The organism is Balneolaceae bacterium (assembly GCA_034521495.1).
In the GTDB taxonomy this organism is placed as follows: Bacteria; Bacteroidota; Rhodothermia; order Balneolales; family Balneolaceae; genus Rhodohalobacter.
This window is the reverse complement of record JAXHMK010000009.1, coordinates 528,924-546,716: the sequence shown is the minus strand read 5'-3', so window position 1 is coordinate 546,716 and position 17,793 is coordinate 528,924. Positions and strand designations below refer to the sequence as shown.

The 17,793-nt window shown below is 41.4% G+C and carries 15 protein-coding genes and 1 tRNA gene; 11 read left to right on the top strand and 5 right to left on the bottom strand.

The features are described from left to right. Positions 1-503 precede the first annotated feature (503 nt). A complete protein-coding gene (locus U5K72_07415) occupies positions 504-1,184 on the top strand; it encodes a response regulator transcription factor (protein MDZ7718625.1) in 681 nt (226 codons plus the stop codon). A gap of 276 nt (positions 1,185-1,460) precedes the next feature. Here U5K72_07415 and U5K72_07410 read toward each other — a convergent pair. Beyond that, positions 1,461-1,534: transfer RNA gene (locus tag U5K72_07410), tRNA-Met, on the bottom strand. Between the two features lie 170 nt (positions 1,535-1,704). On the opposite strand from U5K72_07410, the gene proS reads away from it, so the two are divergent. From proS to U5K72_07390, 4 genes are all read left to right on the top strand, one after another. Further along, entirely contained in the window at positions 1,705-3,171 is a 1,467-nt protein-coding gene (gene proS, locus U5K72_07405; GenBank protein ID MDZ7718624.1) for a proline--tRNA ligase, read from the top strand. Positions 3,172-3,174: 3 nt separating this feature from the next. Then, a complete protein-coding gene (locus U5K72_07400; GenBank protein ID MDZ7718623.1) occupies positions 3,175-4,698 on the top strand; it encodes an NAD(P)H-hydrate epimerase in 1,524 nt (507 codons plus the stop codon). Further along, a complete protein-coding gene (locus U5K72_07395) occupies positions 4,695-5,120 on the top strand; it encodes a VanZ family protein (protein MDZ7718622.1) in 426 nt (141 codons plus the stop codon). Before U5K72_07400 ends, U5K72_07395 begins: the two co-directional genes overlap by 4 nt. Before the next feature lie 98 nt (positions 5,121-5,218). Continuing rightward, a complete protein-coding gene (locus U5K72_07390; protein ID MDZ7718621.1) occupies positions 5,219-5,875 on the top strand; it encodes an energy transducer TonB in 657 nt (218 codons plus the stop codon). Positions 5,876-5,939: 64 nt separating this feature from the next. Here U5K72_07390 and U5K72_07385 read toward each other — a convergent pair whose 3' ends face one another. Together U5K72_07385 and U5K72_07380 are read right to left on the bottom strand one after the other, a co-directional pair. Then, positions 5,940-6,359: an NUDIX hydrolase gene (locus U5K72_07385; GenBank protein MDZ7718620.1), complete on the bottom strand. Its 420-nt coding sequence runs from the start codon at positions 6,357-6,359 to the stop codon at positions 5,940-5,942. Continuing rightward, on the bottom strand, positions 6,349-6,687 hold the full coding sequence (locus tag U5K72_07380) for a DUF1844 domain-containing protein (GenBank protein MDZ7718619.1): 339 nt from the start codon (positions 6,685-6,687) through the stop codon (positions 6,349-6,351). The genes U5K72_07385 and U5K72_07380 overlap by 11 nt, the downstream gene beginning before the upstream one ends. 101 nt (positions 6,688-6,788) lie before the next feature. Here U5K72_07380 and U5K72_07375 point away from each other — a divergent pair, with 101 nt between their 5' ends. Next, entirely contained in the window at positions 6,789-8,000 is a 1,212-nt protein-coding gene (locus U5K72_07375) for a DUF1015 family protein (protein ID MDZ7718618.1), read from the top strand. A 7-nt stretch (positions 8,001-8,007) separates the two neighbouring features. Further along, a complete protein-coding gene (serC, locus tag U5K72_07370) occupies positions 8,008-9,087 on the top strand; it encodes a 3-phosphoserine/phosphohydroxythreonine transaminase (protein ID MDZ7718617.1) in 1,080 nt (359 codons plus the stop codon). Positions 9,088-9,335: 248 nt separating this feature from the next. Here the strand turns inward: serC and U5K72_07365 are convergent, their stop codons facing one another. After that, positions 9,336-9,938 (bottom strand): rhomboid family intramembrane serine protease, encoded by a 603-nt coding sequence (locus U5K72_07365; GenBank protein MDZ7718616.1) that lies wholly within the window; start codon positions 9,936-9,938, stop codon positions 9,336-9,338. A gap of 129 nt (positions 9,939-10,067) precedes the next feature. Here U5K72_07365 and U5K72_07360 point away from each other — a divergent pair, with 129 nt between their 5' ends. Together U5K72_07360 and U5K72_07355 are read left to right on the top strand one after the other, a co-directional pair. Beyond that, positions 10,068-10,739 (top strand): septal ring lytic transglycosylase RlpA family protein, encoded by a 672-nt coding sequence (locus U5K72_07360; GenBank protein ID MDZ7718615.1) that lies wholly within the window; start codon positions 10,068-10,070, stop codon positions 10,737-10,739. 490 nt (positions 10,740-11,229) lie between these two features. Continuing rightward, positions 11,230-12,708: a phytoene desaturase gene (locus U5K72_07355; GenBank protein ID MDZ7718614.1), complete on the top strand. Its 1,479-nt coding sequence runs from the start codon at positions 11,230-11,232 to the stop codon at positions 12,706-12,708. 31 nt (positions 12,709-12,739) lie between these two features. On the opposite strand, the gene U5K72_07350 is transcribed toward U5K72_07355, so the two are convergent. Beyond that, a complete protein-coding gene (locus U5K72_07350; protein MDZ7718613.1) occupies positions 12,740-14,353 on the bottom strand; it encodes an AAA family ATPase in 1,614 nt (537 codons plus the stop codon). Positions 14,354-14,682: 329 nt separating this feature from the next. On the opposite strand from U5K72_07350, the gene U5K72_07345 reads away from it, so the two are divergent. Together U5K72_07345 and U5K72_07340 are read left to right on the top strand one after the other, a co-directional pair. Continuing rightward, positions 14,683-15,777 carry a PAS domain-containing sensor histidine kinase gene (locus tag U5K72_07345; protein MDZ7718612.1) on the top strand — a complete coding sequence of 365 codons (1,095 nt, stop codon included), beginning with the start codon at positions 14,683-14,685 and terminating at the stop codon, positions 15,775-15,777. A 644-nt stretch (positions 15,778-16,421) separates the two neighbouring features. Then, on the top strand, positions 16,422-17,756 hold the full coding sequence (locus tag U5K72_07340; protein MDZ7718611.1) for an ammonium transporter: 1,335 nt from the start codon (positions 16,422-16,424) through the stop codon (positions 17,754-17,756). Positions 17,757-17,793 lie beyond the last annotated feature (37 nt).

Below are 17,793 nucleotides of genomic sequence, written 5' to 3'. Positions count from 1 at the left end.
TCGTCAAAGATGATATGTTTAGTCTTTAAGATGTGTCCACACGATAGGATGCGTCGGGACGAAGCAATCTCCCTTTCATGGCTTTGATCAGGAGATTGCCGCATTCCGTGTTTGCGTATTCAGTCAGCGAAGTGAGGAGTCCTTTGCAAAATTGCTGACTCTCGGTTTGAATCCACCGTCGACCAGGAGTTGCATAAAAGCCAAGGGCTTATCGACATCTATGTGGAATCATAGGATTGTTAGCCCTGAACGAAGCTCTTACAATCTCGGGCTTACGCCCTTTCAGGCTGATCGAATGAAATGCGTTATTTCATAGGGTTTCACCCATGCTATTGATGACGCCCCTTCGGGGCTTATTATGTAGTCTTCTTTCAAACAAAGAGCATTTCCACTTGTTTAAAAAAGTATCCTTCTGATTTTATTTAACTTACAGTTCAAGAAGTAAAAATTTCGGGGTAACTTCTCATGATATAGTCCTTTACATTTTAGGATAAAGGATTATATTGGTACATGTAAAGACGGACCTACAGGCTACCACGATGGGCAAAGTTCATGTATTAGTTGCGGAAAGTTTCGATATCTACAAGCACGGATTGGAATCTATCCTGAACTCCTCCAATAAAGTTCAACTGGAAAATGTATGCAGATCCGGGAAAGAGCTCATCAAACATTTCAAAAAAAATCCTGCTGCCGTTTGTCTTGTCTCGTCCGGAATACCCGATATGAATATCCATGATTTGATGACGGAGCTGGAAAAAGCCGCAGAAGAACCGCCCGTTATTGTATTAACCCATTCCACTGAACTCACACATCTTAATCAATCATTAAAAGCCGGAGTGAAAGGGTATCTTACAAAAAATGCACCGGAAGAAGAGTTGATAGATGCAATTATTGAGGTTAATCAGGGAAGGCAGGCATTTGGAAAATCTGCTTCCCAAATGATGATTGGCAAGTATGCCGACAGCGCAAAAAAAACTGCCGGAAAAGGCAAAAAGCTGATTACGAAGCGAGAGAAAGAGATTGTTAAGTTAATTGTACAGGGATATACAAGTGCTGAGATCGCCAACTTGTTGTTTATCAGTCCGAGAACTGTTGAGACTCATCGCTCCAACCTGATGAACAAACTCAACTTAAAAAATACAGCTGCACTTGTTCGGTTTGCAATGGAAGAGAATATAGACTAAAGCCCTATCTACGTATTTATACGTAATTAAATTACGTTCAAATACTTATTGCAGAAGGCTCTTGATAAAAGTAAGTTAATTTTGCAAATGGGGTAATAGCCGTCTGTAGATGATATTTAGCAGCATTCTTTGATCGGAGTGCTGCTAATTTTTTTTGCCCGTCCAAATCGATTTTCAGAAGATACTACTCTTAAGTTACCCACTTCTTAATTTGTCTTGACCTGATTAAAGTAATTAAAAAAGCCACATCACAAACATGCAATGTGGCTTCATGTGTACCGTGGGAGGGACTTGAACCCTCGACCTCCGGGTTATGAATCCGACGCTCTTACCACCTGAGCTACCACGGTAGTTCACTTTAAAAAATCAGAGCCTGAAAGATACCATTTTTATAAGAATGGTGAAATGTTCTTTCGATATTTCTTTGCCAATCAACACAAACTTCTACCAAATGATCTTTATCTTGAGTTTATCTTAAGGTATTTTTAAAGAATCAATAAACAACGAATTAAAATTACAGATGGCGAAACGTATCACGAACAGAAAAGACGATTATTCACAATGGTATTTAGATGTAGTAAAAGAAGCGAAGCTGGCCGACCACTCCCCGGTCCGCGGCTCTATGGTGATACGTCCGAACGGTTTTGCCCTGTGGGAAAATATGAAGGGTGCGCTGGACCAGATGTTCAAAGATACCGGCCATGAAAATGCTTATTTCCCTCTGTTTATCCCAAAATCATTTCTTTCGAAAGAGGCCCAGCATGTTGAGGGTTTTGCTAAGGAGTGTGCGGTGGTTACTCACAGCCGGTTAAAAAGTGTAGATGGCGGCGTGGAGGTCGATCCTGAATCAAAACTGGAAGAGGAGTTGATTGTGCGGCCCACATCAGAAACGATTATCTGGGATTCGTACCGAAACTGGATTCAATCCTATCGTGATCTGCCGATTTTGATTAACCAATGGGCAAATGTGGTTCGCTGGGAGATGCGCACGCGGCTTTTCCTCCGAACGATGGAATTTTTATGGCAGGAAGGCCACACGGCACACGCAACTAAAGAAGAAGCCGTAGAAGAAACAGAAAGAATGCTGGAGGTTTACAAAACGTTTGCCCAGGATTATATGGCCATGCCTGTAAAAACGGGTGTTAAGACCGCCTCAGAAAGATTTGCAGGTGCGGTGGACACCTATTGTATAGAAGCCCTGATGCAGGATGGAAAAGCATTGCAGGCGGGAACATCTCACTTTTTAGGTCAAAATTTCGCGAAGGCATTTGATGTTAAATTCCAGGATACCGACGGCGAGCATAAATATGTTTGGGCCACAAGCTGGGGCGTTTCAACCCGACTGATCGGTGGTTTGATTATGACGCATTCGGATGACCAGGGGCTTGTACTCCCCCCTAAACTTGCACCTACGCAAGTCGTTGTTGTGCCTATTTACAGGAATGATGATCAACGCGCTGAAGTGCTCGATTATGCCGATCCGCTTATTAAGGAACTACGAGACAAAGGCGTATCTGTGAAACTGGATGATCGCGAAAATCAGCAACCCGGCTATAAATTTGCCGAGCACGAAGCGGCCGGAATTCCGCTGCGGGTTGCAGTGGGTCCCCGTGATGTGAAGAACGGAAATTTGGAACTGGCGAGACGAGATACGCTCGACAAAAATATTATCAGCAAGGAAGGAGCTGCAGAGCATATTGCTGATCTGTTGGAGACGATTCAAACGGATCTGTTTAATTCAGCGAAAGAACGAACCGAGAACGAAACCCGGCACGTTGATTCGTACGATCAATTCAAAGAGGAGATAGAAGATGGCGGTTTTATTTATGCTCACTGGGATGGCACTGAAGAAACCGAAGCAAAAATTAAAGATGAGACGAAAGCAACCATCCGATTGATCCCTCTCGATAACGATTCCGAACCGGGTAAATGTATGGTAACAGGTAAAGAATCATCACAAAAAGTACTTTTCGCACGTTCATATTAAAGAATGGCTGATAAACTTAACATACCGGTTGATTGCAAACTCTCCACGGCAGAACAGTCGCGAGAGATGGATTCAAAAACCATCAATGAATTTGGTATTGAGGGTTTTACGCTGATGGAGTTGGCGGCCTCTTCTGCTGCCGGTCATATCAGGAGCCTCCGGGGGGATGAGAAAAAGGGATTGTACATCTGCGGAAAAGGTAACAATGCCGGTGATGCCCTGGCAGCAGCACGATACCTGATCAATGATGCCCAACACAGCGCAATGTTCTTTTTTGTTTTGGGAGATGATGATCTCTCCCCGGATGCTGAAACCAACCTGTCGCTGCTAAAAAAATTGAAAGATTTCGGTGCCGATATTGAATGGATCGACAGCTTGGAAAAAATTGATGAACGCGACTTTGATTACATAGTTGATGGCATATTTGGCACAGGACTGAATAGCGACCTTCGCGGAGATCTTCCTGATATTGTTGAGAAAATGAACGCATTCTCAAAACCGATCTATTCGATGGATATTCCATCCGGTTTGCACGCAGATTCAGGCGAAATTATGGGGGGATGCGTAGAAGCCGACTATACATTCACTTTTGGAGCCAATAAAATTGGTTTACACTGGAAGAGTGCTCGAAATTATACCGGGAAAGTAGTTTTCTGTAACCTGCCATTCCCATCGAATTATAGAAAATGGGATGCCGCTCTTATCAATAAAAAACTAACAGATTCGCTGCCTGCAATTGAGAGAATGGCCCGGCACAAATATGATGGCGGGGTTGTTCACATCATGGCCGGTTCGGAAGGTTTGACCGGAGCTGCAATAATGGCTGCAAAAAGTTCCTGGAAGCAAGGAGCCGGTGCTGTTTTCCTGTATGCTCCTAAGGCACTTCTGCCAATCTACGAGAGTACACTTCCGAATATCATTAAAATAGGTTTGGGAGATCATTCCGATCACTATTTCAGAAAAGATCATGCCAATCAAATCAAAGAAAATATCAGCAATAAAGAAGGTGTATTGTTGGCGGGTCCGGGAATTGGCAGAAATTCTGAAACCGGTGATTGTTTGATTTCAGTATTAAAAGAGCAAAATAGACCTGTAATTTTAGATGCCGATGGACTCTCTTTTTGGGAAAAAATTGAGTCATCTGATATTACGCCTCGTCAAAAAAAGAGATGGCTGCTAACACCTCATATTGGGGAGGCAAAAAATTACCTTGGAGCAGATTTTAAAAATGATTTTCAGAGATTTACGTGGACAAAGGAATTTACGAAACAAGCACAAGTTTCACTTCTGCTTAAAGGCAACCCGTCAATTTTGTCATTTGAAAATTCTGCGAGCTATATAACCGGTTACGACACCTCCATGTTCTCAAGAGCAGGATTTGGGGATGTTCTTTCCGGAGCGTTGGCTGCAAATTTGTCTATCTGCGAAAACCCGGAACTTGCTGCTGTATCTGCACTTTACAACGGGTATAAAAATTCACAAGAACCTGGCAGCAACAAGCCGTTTGGTCCTGAACATTTACTATGATAGACAATGCTATTCTATACTGCCTTAAAAACAGGCAGTTCATAAAGGTTCTATTGATTTTAGTTACACTTGTGACTCTCTTTTTCACCATGCTTCCACCAGGCCAACTGGGAAATTCTAACCTTTACAGCTACGATAAGCTGGGACATTTTCTAATCTTTTTTGTGTGGACTCTGCTCTATGGGCTCTTTATGTTTTCAAGAAAACGAACTGAAATAAAGTTGATGTTGATCTTATTAGCCGGCTGTTTTTTTGGAATTTCAGTAGAAATATTTCAGGAAATTTTACCTTTTAACCGAACCATGAACAGCTACGACGCCCTGGCAGACATATGCGGAAGCGCAGTAGCTGTAGGAATTCTATTTTTGATAAAAAAAAGGTATCTGACCAACGAAATGGAGAAACAACTAAAAAAAATCTAAAAATAATATTAGAATGGATCTGACCGTTGGACAATTACACGAAAATGATTTATACTCTTTGGTGTCTCTCAGTAATAGAAAACTTCAATTAATGACAAATGACTGAACGAAAGAAACCAGATGCCGATTTAAGAAATTTTCACACGGTTTTTCTCGAACTTGGCCTTCTGATTACACTGGTAATATTTATCATCGCTGTGCGCATGGAAATAAATACCGGTGCAACGGAAGAAGTACAACTCGAGGAACAAGAAGTTGTGGAAATGGAAGAGGTAATTCGAACCGAACAGATGGAAACACCTCCTCCACCTCCACGCCCACCCGTACCGGTAGAAGTACCCAACGATGAAATTGTAGAAGATGTAGAAATAAATATCGGTGGCGATCTTGATTTAGGTGGTCAGCTTGATATGCCTCCACCACCCCCACCGGCTGAGGAAGAAGAAGAGGAAGATTTCTTTGTTGTTGTTGAAGAGATGCCAGAATTGATTGGCGGCCTTGGTGAACTTCAACAGAAAATTAAATACCCTGAGATGGCACGACGTGCCGGAATTGAGGGTCGTGTTTACATTCAGTTTATTGTAAACGAACAGGGTAATGTTGAAAATCCACGTGTAATTCGAGGAATAGGCGGCGGAGCTGATGAAGAAGCACTCAGAGTTGTAAAACAGGCGAAGTTTAAACCTGGTATGCAGCGTGGACGACCCGTTCGGGTTCAGTACAGTTTACCTATCTTCTTTAGATTACAGAATTAAATACTTTTAAATTCTAAGCATTAAGGTGTGATTGGAATCCAATCACACCTTTTTTTATTTCCCTCTATTCCACTTTATTCAGAACTTTTACAAGGTTCTCAAACTCCACTATTTTTTTTGCTTCTTCAATATTCGCCCATTTCACTTCTGTTATTCCTTCATTGGTTTCCGGCTCAAAATCATAATCAGGATTATCAAACTCCATTAGGTACCAGTGAGTGGTTTTTCCATAATTTTTTCCGTCTGCCTGATATCTGTGGAAGGTCTCGCACAGAAATTTTTCAGTGGTGAGATCTTCAGCTCCCACCTCCTCTTCAACTTCTCGTACGGCACACTCTTCGATTGTTTCGCCCTTTTCAAGTTTACCTTTTGGTATATCCCAAAACCCATTTCGTTTGATAAGGAGAACTTTTTTGGGAGATGATCCGGCTTTATAAAGTACACCACCTGCAGCCGTTACCGGTATAATCTCGCTATTTTTCATCTGAGGAATCGGTTTCTTCACCGCTGTCTTTCTCTCGTTCGTCGGCATAGTTTAGCCTGAGATTGGTAAGTGTTTGATTCAAATAATCTTTAAGCTCCTTTGGTAAATTACCTTCTGTAAATTTTTGAAGCATTACCAATGTATCAATAGCATATTTAGCTGATTTCAGATCTCTTTCAATTTTATCTGTAGCGGGATTTTTTACTTTACCCATTCCCATCATAGCAATCTGCTCGTGCTGTTGAATCAGCATCATAAAGAGAAGTTGTTGCTGTTGGTCGGGACTAAACTTTTCATTATTAGACGATTTATTTTCGGTCTCGCTCATGTCTGTTAAATATTTGTTTAAGTTTAGAATTCTATACGCTGAAAAGTAAAAGAGTTTGTATACTTAAGGCTCATTAAAAATAAGAAAAACGAACAGACTTAATGGCAATTATTCACCCATTTAAAGGCTGGCTTCCGAAACCCGAAAAGGCAGACGAAGTAGCCAGCGTTCCCTATGATGTAATAAGCACCGAAGAAGCCGCTGAAATGGCTGAGGGCAAACCTTTTAGTTTTTTGCATGTTATTCGGCCTGAAATTGACCTTCCGAAAGGCACTGCATTTAATGATGAAGCTGTTTACGAGAAAGGAGCAGAAAATCTAAAGAAACTTCTTCGATCCGACTTGTACGAACAGGATTCCAAATCTGCGATCTATATCTACCAGCTTGAAACAGAAAATCATACACAAACCGGTGTATTTACCTGTGCCTCCGTTGAAGATTACGACAATGAAGTAATTCTAAAACATGAACTCACCCGGCCCGATAAAGAAGACGACCGAACCCGGCATATCCTCACACAGGAAGCTCATGCCGAACCGGTGATGCTAACTTTCAGGGATACAGAAGATATTGCATTCCACATCCAAAAAGCGACGATGACTTCTGAACCTTTCATTGAACATACCGGAGATGACGGAGTTACCCACAAAATCTGGAAAGTATTTTCAACAGTCGATTTTGTTGAAGGATTCTCAAAGATTGAAAATCTATATATTGCCGATGGTCATCACCGGTGTAAAAGTGCCTCGCGAGTAGCAGAGATGCTTAGAAAAAAGAGAAAAACGTTTCCGGGTGAATCTGAATTTGAATATTTCCCGGTGGTTCTTTTCCCGATGGAGCAGATGAAAATTCTTCCCTACAACCGTGTTTTGAAAGATGTCTCCGATGAAACATTTGGAAAGCTTAAAGACAATTTTGGGACAGAGAAAACTTCAACCAAACAGCCCGAAGAGAAAGGCATTATAAATCTCTACTATAAAGGAGATTGGTGGAAGATGAATTTACCGGAGGCCAAAGATGATAATGTTGCTTCTTCTTTAGATGCCGCTATTCTGCAGGATCAGATTCTGAGTCCGTTTTTTGATATTGAAAATCCACGGACAGATAAAAAAATAAATTTTATTGGAGGAATCAGAGGCACGAAAGAACTGGAAAAAGTTGTTGATTCAGGAAAATACGATTTAGCAATCAGCATGTATCCCACAGGTATACAGGAATTGGTAGACGTTTCAGACCAGGGCGAGCTTATGCCTCCAAAATCAACCTGGTTTGAGCCTAAACTAAAATCAGGATTAATCATACATACATTTTAAATCAACCATGAATAGAGTACATAATTTTAGCGCCGGACCGGCAACACTTCCCGTTTCGGTTTTAGAGAAAGCACAATCTGAATTAACTAATTATAAAGGCAAAGGCGCCTCCATTATGGAGATGAGCCACCGGAGCCCGGAGTATAAAGAAGTAAACGATCAGGCTGTAGCCCGGTTAAAGGAACTGACGGGAGCAGATGATGACTGGGAAGTTCTCTTTTTACAGGGAGGAGCCAGTACACAGTTTTTAATGGCACCTTTTAATTTTTTGAGTGAAGGCCAGACTGCCGATTACATCGATACAGGCTCATGGTCTGCCAAAGCGATTAAAGAAGCCAAGCTTTTTGGAAACGTTCATGTTCCATTTTCAAGCAAAGATGTAAATTATACGCGGATTCCAACCAATGAGGAACTGAATTCATCTGATGATGCGGTATATACCCATATCACCAGCAACAATACCATTTTTGGAACTCAGTTCCAGGAAGAACCGGAAACAAACGGTTCTCTCTTGATTTGTGACGCTTCCTCCGATTTTCTTTCCCGGCCGATTAATCTCGACAAATATGCTCTGATCTATGCCGGTGCACAGAAAAACCTCGGCCCCGCCGGAGTAACTGTTGTGATGATTCGAAAATCGTTTATGAAGAATCAGAAGTCAGAAGCATTACCTACCATGATGAACTACCAGACTCACCTGGATAAGATTTTTAACACCCCCCCGGTGTTTGCTGTCTATATGGTGAATTACGTATTGGAATGGGTTCAGGAACAAGGTGGAGTATCGCACTTTGAAGAGATCAACACGAAAAAATCTGACCTTATATATAACGAGCTCGACAAAGATGAGTTCTATCACGGAACTGTGGAGAAAGATTCCCGATCAAAAATGAATGTGACATTCAGGATTAAAGATGAAAATCTTGAACAAACATTCGTGTCAGAAGCGGCTGAGAATGGCCTTGTTGCGCTGAAAGGACACAGAAGTGTTGGCGGAATACGTGCAAGTATCTACAACGCCTGTGAATACGACAGCGTAAAAACGCTTGTTGAGTTCATGCGCGATTTCAGAAAGAACAACGGGTAAGTAACGAAGAAACGGAATAGCGCAAGAAAAAGAGATAAAAGTGCAGAACCTGCGAGAGTCCGTCAGGTCCTCGCAGAGTTCGGTTACTAATGAAAGAATGAAATAGCGCGAGCGTCCCGCTCGTGCTTACATCTTCATTGCTGAAAACATGGTATTTCTTAAAAAGTTGAAAATGTGAGATCAACTTCAACTCAATTTGTGCTGATGTTTAATCTTACATCAGCAGGAGAAATACCATGTTTTTCTATTTACAAGAGGCCAAACACCGTCAAAATATGGTCAACGCTATTGGGCACAAAGAAGAGAAGGTATAAAATTCCCCAGATCGCTCCGGCAATGTGCGCTTCGTGATTGATCTTCATTGATCCTTTTTGTCCTTCATAAATACTGTATGCCAGGAAAGCGATTCCAAAAAGCCATGCGGGAATAGGAATGGGCAGTAAAAGGAGTATTAATTTCTCTGTAGGAAATACAAAAATATAGCTAAATAATACGGCCTCCACGGCTCCTGAAGCACCGATTGTAGCATAATTTGGGTTATCTCTGTGAAAAATAAATGATGGAATAGAGGATACTGCCAAACCACTTATATAAAGAGCTATGAAATGAAAAACGCCGAGAACCTGCTCCATCACAGATCCAAAAAAGTATAAAACGAACATATTTACCAGGAGGTGAGCCAGGCTGCCATGTAAAAAACCTGAACTGATCAGCTCATACCAGGTATTTTTTCTCACTGTTCGATATGGACGGAGCATCCCTTTTTCATACAGAGCTTCATTTCCATAAAGAGCAATCAAAGAGATAATGCAAGTAATGCCAATTATAATAATCGTAACAGAAAGTGCCATCAGGGGTTGTTAAAACAATTTGTTAATCTGATATGAGTTTATAAATCTATAAGTCCTATATTTTCGTAGCCGTGTAAAAGACAAAGATCCTTAAGATTCAGTGCCCAAAATATCATCTGTAACCGTAACATGTCAGTAAAACATTCTAAAATTATTTTCGCTGTTTCGTTAGGCGTTCTTTTACTGATCGTCTCATCTTGCGGAGTTGTGCGGCGAACCTCACCGCCCGAAACATCCCGAGAAGGTGCCATCATCGGCAGCGGAATTGCAAGCTGGTATGGCCCCAATTTTCATGGCAAACTCACGGCGAACGGCGAACGGTACAACATGAATGATTACACGGCTGCTCATAAAACTTTGCCGTTCAATACCATGGTTCGGGTTGATAATGTTGAAAATGGCAAATCGGTTGTTGTGAGGATCAATGATCGCGGTCCGTATGTAGACAATCGAATTATCGATCTCTCAAGAAAAGCGGCACAAGAAATCGACATGATTGGCTCTGGCACTACAAGTGTACGCCTGATGGTAGTTCGCGAAGGCGACCGCCCGATTGATCAGCAAAATATAAGTAACACGGAAACATTTACTATTCAACTTGCTGCTTTTAAGAGAGAATCTGAAGCTGATAATCTTTCTAATCAAATTTCCGGATCGCGAGTGGAACAAGTAACTATTCAGGGAAAAACAATCTATCGGGTTTATTATGGAACTTATACTAATCCCGCACAAGCAAGAGACGATCTGAATAAACTGAACCAAAAAGGTATTGAGGGGTTTGTGAAACAGATTGAGAATTAAAGATGAGTAAATCTACCCTTGAGGGGAGTCCCGGATTTATCTGGGGAGGGGTGTTCTGATTCAGAGGGGTGAGATGATAGCGCGAGCAGCCTGCCCCGAAATATCGCTCGTGATTGTAACCGGAGAAGGCACAAGCGAGACGCTTGCGCCATCCCATTTCAGGTTTTTTTTGCAGAAATCGACGAAACATACCCCTCGTCATCCTCTACACAGTCTGACTTTTCTCCTCTCCCCGATAAAAAGCATCGGGACAGGCAAGAGTGGATTTTCAAGAAGGCTTTGCAAAACCGTAGGTATGCGTCAATCTGAACTCGATTCAGATTCTCCATTCGTCTTTATAGCCAGTATCAGGAGATCCTGAATCAAGTTCAGGATGACGGTCAGAGTTTTGCAAAGCCTTCTTCAATCTTAATTCGAAAAAATCTCACCCCTGCGGATTGATTCCTCTTCCTTTTTGGTTAAGAAATGCGAGGAAAAGAAAAAATAGTTTATGAAAAAAGATATCATAGTTATTGGAACAGGATTTGGCGGACTTGGAGCTGCCTCAAGATTGCTCTCTCAAGGTCATAATGTAACTCTTTTTGAAAAGAGAGATAAACCCGGCGGACGTGCTTATGTCTACGAAATCGATGGATTTAAATTCGATGGTGGTCCTACCGTTATTACTGCCCCCTTCATGTTTGATGATATTTTTGAAGCAGCTGGTAAAAAACGAGAAGATTACATAGAGTTTGTGCCCTGCAATCCATTTTACCGCATTTTTGACCATGAAGGAAGGCAATTCGACTACAATAATGACCACGAATTCACACTTGAAGAGATTAGAAAAAGAAACCCAAAAGATGCCGATGGATATGAAAGGTTTATAAAAACCACAAAGGCTATTTTTGACAAAGGTTTCGTTGAACTGGCAGACAAACCATTCCTGAAGTTTACGGATATGCTGAAGGTAGCTCCGGATCTCATCAAACTTCAATCTTACAAGTCGGTTTATAGTTATGTCTCGCAATTTATTGAAGATGATTTTCTTCGCCGGTGTTTTTCATTTCATCCGCTGCTGGTTGGCGGGAATCCGTTTGATACCACCTCTATCTATGCGATGATCCACTACCTTGAACGCGAATGGGGAGTGCACTATGCAATGGGAGGAACCGGCGCGATTGTGGAAGCCTTGTGCAATCTGATTGAAGATCAGGGCGGGAAGATCCATCTGAATTCCGAGATTGAAGAAATCTTAGTAAAAAATGGAAAAGCATCTGGAGTTCGGTTAAAAAACGGAGATATCCAGATGGCGGATGTTGTCGTTTCCAATGCAGACGTTGCTTTCACCTATAAGAATCTCATCAACCCAAAACATCGAAAAAAATATACCGACCGAAAAATTGAGCGGACGAAGTACAGCATGTCGCTTTTTGTGATCTATTTCGGGACCAAAAAACGATATCTCGATTCAGGTCTGGCTCATCACAACATCATTTTGGGTGAGCGATACAAAGGACTGCTAAAAGACATCTTTCATAAAAAAGAGCTGGCTGATGATTTTTCGCTCTACCTGCACATGCCCACAATAACCGATCCATCGATGGCACCGGAAGGCCATGAGGCGTTTTATGTGCTCTCTCCTGTCCCCCATCTCGACAGTGGTACCGATTGGAACGAAATGACACCAAAATACCGCGATGCCATTATACATTTCCTGGAAGAAAACTACCTGCCGGATCTTCAAGAGAATATCGTCGCGGAACATACCATCGATCCGCTTCACTTTCAAAATACCCTCAACAGTTACAAAGGTTCGGCATTTTCGGTTGAGCCGATTCTTACGCAATCGGCATGGTTTCGGCCCCATAACAGATCTGAAGATGTGGATAATCTCTATTTTGTGGGAGCGGGAACTCATCCCGGAGCAGGTCTGCCCGGTGTTTTATCTTCATCCAAAATTGCAGAAAATTTAATTGGTGAAGCCTGATGTTCGTCTTACAATAAGATTTGATGACGGATTAACGCTTTAAGTGATTATCAATCATTTTCCTGTACAGTTGTTCAATAGTATCTTCTCCCGGTTGAGCCGTCTGAATGGAAATAATATGATCCTGGTCTATTTCCAATGGTTTTTCATAACCAGCGGTTAGTGTATCAAAATCTTCAAGCCGCGCATCTGAAATTATCTCTTCTTTATTCTCCCTGGCCTTTAGTCGTTCAATTATGGTACTATCATCTGCGCAAACTTCTATAAAAAGATAGGAGATCTCTTCTCTCATTAATCGATCAACAAATATTTTCCTGTATTTTTTCCTGCTGAATGTAGCATCCAGTATTACTGAATTTCCATTTTTAACAGATTCAATCGCATTTGAAATCAATATGTTATAGGTTTTCTCTGACATATCCGCAGAGTAGAGAGATCGTCTTTTTTGAGAAGGAGTTCGCTTATCAATCTCTAAGCCTGCCTGTGATTTCCGAACTCTGTCTGACGAGTAGCACTCAATATTTATTTGCTCTGATAATCTCTTGGCCAGTGTGCTCTTGCCCGTAGCTATCCTCCCCATAAAAACAACAACAACCGGTTGCGATCCTACCAGGGTGTAGTTCAGCGATAGATTAAAATAACGGTCGGCCCGCTCTGATAGCTGCTTCCGGTTTTCCTTTGGCACTTCCTCTTCCACGCTTTGCAGGCTTTTCACTTTTCCCTTCACGTAAGCACGATAACATTTGTAGAAATCAATAATCTTCAACAGCTCTTCATCTTCCAGTTTTTCAGACATCAGCTGAACAAAGTACCGTTCCTGACGGCTGCAGTTGTTGAAATCCAGGTCCATCGCCAGGAAGGCAAGGTCGGCAGCAAGATCTCCGTAGCGAAACCGTTCATTAAATTCAATACAGTCGTATATCTGAACTTTTTGGGGTGTAATATGGATGTGTTCCAGGTGCAGATCTCCATGGCCGTCTACAATTAAACCGTTTTCCATACGCCGTCTGAACAGTTCTTCATTCTGATGATAATAGTGATCTGTAAAATACCGGATGGCGTCATAACTATTCCGGGAGATTGTTTGGCCGATGAATTTCTCTGTTTGTTCGAAATTTTCATCTGTATTTTGTTGAATGGTTTCAATCTTGCCCCATTTCAACAGATCCTGCTTATTATTCTGTTCCTGATAAAACGCTGTTAAAATATCGGCAACACGATTCAGATGTTCATTTTCCAGGTTACCTTCTTTAACAATTTGATCCAGAAAATACTCTTCGGGTAGTTTCCGCATTTTTACAGCATACTCTATAATTGCATCTGAATCCGGATTATCCGGCTCAAAATGATACTTTCCGTTATCCCTTGCAATTCCAATCACGCCCAAATAAATATCATCGCTGAGACGCCGGTTAAGTTCAATTTCACGTTGGCAGTATTTTCTTCTCTTCTGAAGCGTACTGTAGTCCAGGAAACCAAAATCCACTGGCTTTTTGATTTTGTACACAAATGAGCCCGCGAGAAACAGATGCGAAATATGAGTCTGGATGTGCTCGATCTCATCCACCTGGTGCGGATAGGATTCCTTTTGGTTCAAAAAATGCTTTAGTTCTGAAAATAAATACTGTTTCGTTGTTTTACTCATATCTTCGAAACTGTTATTTAAATAATCTCTTCTACAAGGTAACCAGCTCATCTATAAAAAGTGATGCCGGGTTTATAAAAAATACGGGTGACGAACATTTTTTAAATCGGTTTTATTTTATAAAAAGTATTCATGTCCAGAATCAGCTCACCACAAATCGTCCCGAAGTAGGCTTCCCTGAGTTCTTACGTCAGTCAAAAATAAATCGGGAAATTTGATTGGAAAAGCTTATGATTTTCACGCAATTTGTATCACCTTTCGATTGAATGATACATTCCTGGAGAGGGAATAGACTTTAGGCAATTATATTTTTTTAAATCTGCAAATTGATGAGCACTGAAGATAAATCAGAAAATAAGCCGGATTCGGATTATTCACTCATACCTTTTTTTGAATTGTCATCTGACTTGCTTTGCATTGCTGGATTTGATGGTTATTTCAAAAAAGTAAACCCAGCCCTCTGTAATATTTTGGAGTACTCAAAGGAGGAGCTGCTTTCACAGCCAATAAATTCATTTATTCACCCGGAGGATCAGGAACTAACGGAAAAATATCGTGAGAAAATTCGGAGTGGGAAACCACTTCTGTATTATGAAAACAGATATCTTACCAAAACAGGAAAAACAATCTGGCTGTCATGGACTTCCATCCCCATTGATGACAAAGAGTTAGTTTATGCTATTGCCAAAGATATAACTCACCTCAAAAAGCACGAGAATGAACGAAATCAGTTGCTTACGGAATTGACAGCCTCCAATAAACGATTAAAACAACTGACATATACAACATCACATGATTTGCGATCTCCTGTCAGTAATCTTTTAGCTGTTTTTAATTTGATTGATACATCAACCATCAAGGATGAAGAGACACTGGAGTTTCTCGGACTTCTTAAAAGAGCCTCAGAAAATTTGAAAGAGACATTAGATAATTATGTAGATCACCTCAATCGAGAGGATGCTTTAAAATTAGAAACCAGCGAGTTGGATGTAAGACAGGTTTTAAACACTGTTAAAAAATCGATCAGTTCTTTCATCCGGGATTCAGATACCACATTTAACATTCAATTAGATGATTTTGATACACTTAATTTCAATCGGTCATACCTTGAGAGCATATTTTTAAACCTGATTACAAATTCAGTTAAATACGCTCATCCAGATCGTAATCCTGTCATTTCAATAACTACTGAAATAAATAATGGCGATAAGCAGCTTATTTTTTCAGATAATGGCAGAGGTTTCGACAGCGAGAAATTGAAAGGGAAAGTTTTTGGGCTACATCAAAAATTCCATGATCATCCTGACAGTAAAGGTATTGGGCTTTACCTTGTTTACAATCACATCACAAATTTGGGAGGAAAAATTTCAGTGGAAAGTAAAATTAATGAGGGAACTACATTTACGCTTACCTTTAATGATTGACATACCCCAAAATTTGAAATCTTATGGAAGACAAGAACTTCAAAGTTTCACTCAAAGACTCGTAAAAAAACTTCATGAATCCGGCAATGAATTTATCGAGTTGTTTAAACATGGAACTCTTTCCGTTGAAATCCACAAGCCCGTTAAAGTTGCCAAGCAAACTCCACATACCCGGGATAAAATGTATATAATTTCCAGCGGGTCCTGAGAATTTGTATTGTCTGATACTCGAACAGATTCCTCACCCGGAGATCTGCTTTTAGTACCTGCCAGTGAAGAATATCGGTTTGAAAATTTTTCCGATAATTTTGTGACTTGAGTTTTCTTTTATGGGCCTGAGGGCGTAAAAAACCAGCCGTTAATTACATTGGACTTAGAATTAGCATATTCAACATTCTTCAATTTTTTCGATCTCCTCATTTTCTTGTCTATAAAAAGATTCCTTAAAAAATAAGGATTCATATTTATGAAACCGCTTACACATCAAACTTAATTAATAAATATTGTCTTAATCATTAATTTTTTAACTAATAACTAACTTATATCTAATAACTTTATGAAATAATCAATTTTAACTTTGTATTGTTTGGTAAAATATTATAGATTTTCAGGCGTCTACCTTAAAGTCTATCAAATCAACAAATATGAAAATAAAAAACTGGGGAAAATTCCCTCTACTGCTACTAACCTTTCTCTTAATCTCAACTCCAGCACTTGCGCAAGACGGGGCAACTATTGATACAGGTACTACTGCCTGGATGCTCGTCTCAACAGCACTCGTACTATTGATGATTCCCGGCCTCGCTATGTTTTATGGCGGACTGGTTCGCACAAAAAACGTTCTCGGTACGATGATGCACAGCTTTGCCGCGATGGGGATCATGACTGTATTATGGGTGGCCGTTGGATACGCGATGGCTTTTGGCCCCAACGTCTTTGGCGGATGGTTTGGCTGGAATCCCAGCTATGTGTTTTTAACCGGAATTGATGATGCAATAATGGATGCCGGAGTTCCCGAATATGTGTTCAGCATGTTCCAGGGCAAATTTGCGATTATAACTCCCGCGCTGATTGCCGGTGCTTTTGCCGAGCGTGTGAAGTTCAAATCCTATTGCTTGTTTATTGCTCTCTGGGGACTCCTTGTTTACAATCCGCTCTGCCACTGGGTATGGGCTGAAGACGGATTCCTTTTCAACCTCGGCGCCAACGGCGCAATTGATTTTGCCGGCGGAACTGTCGTTCATATCTCAGCCGGTGTCAGCGGCTTGGTTGCAGCCATCTATCTTGGTGCAAGACGCGGATTTCCGGTCACAAACATGCCGCCCAGCAATTTAGTAATGACTATGATTGGCGGCGGACTTCTCTGGGTTGGCTGGTTTGGATTCAACGCGGGCAGTTCTGTTGCCAGTGGTTTGAGCACGGCCCAGGCATTGACTGCGACACAAGTTGCCGCTGCATCCGGAGCGATTACATGGATGGTTATTGAAACGTGGCACCAGGGCAAAGCTACGGCTTTGGGCATCATGTCAGGGATTTTAGCCGGTTTGGTTGCTGTAACTCCCGCAGCCGGTGTGGTTCAACCGTTCGGAGCCTTTATGCTTGGAATCTTTGCATCTGTTTTCTGCTACATCGCCATTATTGCGAAAAACAAATTGGGATATGATGACAGCCTTGATGCTTTTGGAATTCACGGAGTTGGCGGAATTGTTGGGGCGATTCTCCTCACATTCTTCATCCGGGATAGCTGGATGGCCGAAGCCGCTGAACTTGCCGGCGGAAGCTGGACCGTCTGGCAGCAATTGGGCGTTCAGGTTGCAGCTGTTTTGATTGCGATTGCATATGCAGCCATACTCACGCTGATCCTGTTGTTCGTTGTGAATAAACTTGTAGGCTTCCGGTCTGATCCAAAAGAGGAGATGCAAGGCCTTGACAGTGCCTACCACAGCGAGCACGGATACGGAATGCTCAATCCTAATTAATTTGAGATGGTAAGAACAACGATGTTGAATTTCCAAA